Source organism: Acidimicrobiales bacterium, assembly GCA_036491125.1.
Taxonomy (GTDB): Bacteria; Actinomycetota; Acidimicrobiia; order Acidimicrobiales; family AC-9; genus AC-9.
The window spans coordinates 1-3,356 of sequence record DASXCO010000203.1 but is presented as its reverse complement, the minus strand read 5'-3'; the positions used below and the strand labels follow the sequence as shown (position 1 = coordinate 3,356).

Genomic DNA, 3,356 nt, shown 5'->3' with positions numbered 1-3,356 from the left:
AGAGAACGTGCTCGCCGGCTTCGCCGAGGCCCGCCGTCGCGGTCTCCTGACGATCGGGCTCGCCGGCTACGACGGGGGGAGAATGAGGGAGGCCGGCACTGTCGACTACCTGTTCGTGATCCCCGCGTCGTCGGTGCACCGCATCCAGGAGGCCCAGACCACGACATATCACGTGCTGTGGGCGCTGACGCAGCGAGCCCTGGGACCCCGACGGTCCACTGAGGATGGCTGAGGCGGGCGGTCCCGGGGCCCGCCGGATACGGACGCGAATCCTTGTCGATGGGATCGTGCAGGGAGTGGGGTTCCGACCCTTCGTGCATGCGCTGGCAAATGAGCTGGATCTGGCGGGGATCGTCGGCAACGACACGACAGGCGTCTTCGTGGAGGTCGAGGGGAGTCCGGCCGCTGTGGCCCGGTTCAGCGAGTCGCTGCGGGCGCAGACCCCTCCACTCGCCCTGGTCGAGCGGGTGACCGCTCACCGGGTGGAACCGACCGGGCAGGTCGGGTTCTCGATCGTGGAAAGTGCCGGCGGTGGTGAACGCCAGACCCTCATCGCGCCCGACACCGCCACCTGTGATGAGTGCCTGAGGGAACTGTTCGACCCGGCTGACCGCCGGCATCGCTACGCCTTCGTCAACTGCACGAACTGCGGGCCCCGGTTCACGATCGTGACGGACGTGCCCTACGACCGGCCGTTCACCACGATGGCGGGCTTCGCCATGTGTGCCGAATGCGCCCGCGAGTACCTAGATCCGGGAGACCGGCGCTTCCACGCCCAGCCGCTCTGCTGTCCGGCGTGCGGACCGACCCTACGGATGCTCGACGGAGACGCGCGCGCAGTCGACGGCGACGCACTGGAGACGGCCGCAACCCTCCTGCGAAGTGGAGCGGTCCTTGCCATCAAGGGACTCGGCGGCTACCACCTTGCCGCCGCAGCCGACGACGACGATGCCGTGGCGGCCCTGCGCTCCCGCAAGCACAGGGAGGACAAGCCGTTCGCCGTGATGACCGCCGACATCGAGCAAGCCCGCCGGCTCTGCCTCGTCGGGACAGCCGAGGAGGCTCTCCTGGCCAGCTTCACGCGACCGATCGTGCTGCTGAGCCGCCGGAGCGATGTGGAGGTCGCCCCGTCGGTCGCTCCCGGGAACCGATTCCTGGGCGTGATGCTGCCGTACACCCCCTTGCACCACCTGCTTGCTCGCCAGCTGGGGCGTCCGTTCGTCCTCACCAGCGGCAACGTCTCGGACGAGCCCATCGCCTACGCCGACGCCGACGCACGCGCTCGGCTGGCACCTATCGCCGATGGCTTCCTCGTGCACGACCGGCCGATCCACACCCGCACCGACGACTCTGTCACTCGTTCCTTCGGTGGTCGCGAGCTGCTGCTGCGGCGCTCGCGGGGCCACGTTCCCCAGCCGCTGACGCTGCCCTGGTCGTTCCCTCGCCCGGTGCTCGCGTGCGGGGCCGAGCTCAAGAACACCTTCTGCGTCGGCAAGGACCGCCGGGCGTTCGTCTCCCATCACATCGGGGACCTCGAGAACTTCGAGACCCTGCGGTCGTTCACCAACGGCATCGAGCACTTCTGTCGCCTGTTCGACGTGCGCCCTGAGCTCGTGGCCCACGACCTCCACCCTGAGTACCTCTCCACCAAGCACGCCCTGGACCTGGATGGTGTCGAGCTCGAGAGGGTACAGCACCACCACGCCCACGTGGCGTCCTGCCTGGCTGACAACGGCGAGCGTGGACCTGCCATCGGTGTCGCCTTTGACGGTCTCGGCTATGGAACCGACGGCACCATCTGGGGAGGCGAGCTCCTCGTAGCCGACTTGGCGGGATTCGACCGGGTCGGGCATCTCGAGCCTGTGCCCATGCCTGGAGGCACGGCAGCCATCAGGGAGCCGTGGCGAATGGCGGCGGCTTCTCTCGACCACTGCTACGAGCTCGGAGTCCCCGATGATCTCGACGTGGTACGCAGGAACCGCGTTCGCTGGGACGACGTCGTCCAGCTCGCCCGGTCGAGGGTCAACTCGCCGCTGACATCCAGCGCCGGCCGTCTGTTCGACGCCGTCTCCGCCGTCCTGGGCGTAAGAGACACGGTCAACTACGAAGGTCAGGCGGCTGTCGAGCTCGAGCAGCTCGCCGATCCGAATGAGGCCAGCGCCTATCGGGCCACGATCAGCGGGGGCTGGCCCTTCCGTATTGCCGGAGCGGACCTTGTGCGCGCGGTCGTCGATGACCTGCGCGCCGGTGAGGAACCGGCGACCATCGCGGCGCGCTTCCACAACGGGGTCGCTGCCACGATCGTGAAGGCCTGCGAGGTCATCCGCACCGAGACCGGCCTGCGGACAGTGGCCCTCTCGGGTGGCGTGTTCCAGAACCTCCTGTTGCTGGGGCGGGCAGTGGCTGGTCTAGAACGCGCCGGGTTCGGTGTGCTCCTCCATTCCCGGGTCCCGCCCAACGACGCCGGCATCAGCCTGGGACAGGCCGCCGTGGCCGGGGCGAGAGACGCCGGCCGCCGGTCCGGTGGCTCAGCAGATACGGCGAAGCGGATCACCGACCAGCACGTGGACGATCCGGGTCCCGCCGAACGAAAATTGCCGGTCGTCTGATGGTCGTCGCACTGTCATGTTCGGACACCACCGGGAGGATCGGTCCGCGGGCGAAGGTAAGGGGCGTAGCATGCCCTATCGCTCATCGATGTTTACCCGTGCATCCGTCGACGTGGCGGGAAGGCGCTCACTGCATGCGATCCCGGATCAGCCGAAGGGCGGTACCGCGCAGAAGTCCTCCTCGCCGGGTCGGGACCTTTGAGCACTCCTTCTACTCGGCCCGAGGCGGAGGAGTGCGCGATGAGCGACGACCCGTCGTCTAGCCAGGCTTGGCAGTCCGGCGACAGCGGAATCGACAGCGGAGCGTCAACCTGGCAGAGCTCACCTCCAGCAGCCGCGCCCCCGACCGCAGGCGGGTTCGGCGTCCCGACGGTACCGCCCATCGAGCGCCTCCACGCGGCGTACCAGCGGCGCCATGAGACCGATTACATCGCCAACTTCTGGAGCGCGCTGGGATGGGGGATCCTCACTGTCGGGTTCTTCTATCTCTACATGTACTACCAGCTCATTCGTCGAATGCGGGACCACAACGCCCGTCGCCTCGACCTCCTGGACGCGGCCAACGCCTGGGCCTGGGAGGTTGCGGACCGGCGCGGCCTCCAGGAGGAGCTCCGCCCGCACTTCGAACGCACCGCCGGTGACCTCGATAGCCTTCGCCTTCTCGGCACCAAACTCAAGAACCCCCTCATCTGGTTGGTGATCTTCATCGCCGCATTCTGGTTCACCAGCGCGCGCGTGCAGCCGCTG

General features: G+C 68.0%; 3 protein-coding genes. All 3 read left to right on the top strand.

Going from position 1 to position 3,356, the window contains the following annotated elements; translation table 11 throughout:
* On the top strand, positions 1-232 hold a 232-nt coding region (locus VGF64_16080), incomplete at its 5' end, for a hypothetical protein (protein HEY1636278.1).
* On the top strand, positions 225-2,609 hold the full coding sequence (hypF, locus tag VGF64_16075; protein HEY1636277.1) for a carbamoyltransferase HypF: 2,385 nt from the start codon (positions 225-227) through the stop codon (positions 2,607-2,609). The genes VGF64_16080 and hypF, both read left to right, overlap by 8 nt.
* Positions 2,610-2,849: 240 nt before the next feature.
* Positions 2,850-3,356, top strand: a 507-nt coding sequence (locus VGF64_16070) for a hypothetical protein (GenBank protein HEY1636276.1), incomplete at its 3' end; no start/stop codon positions are given.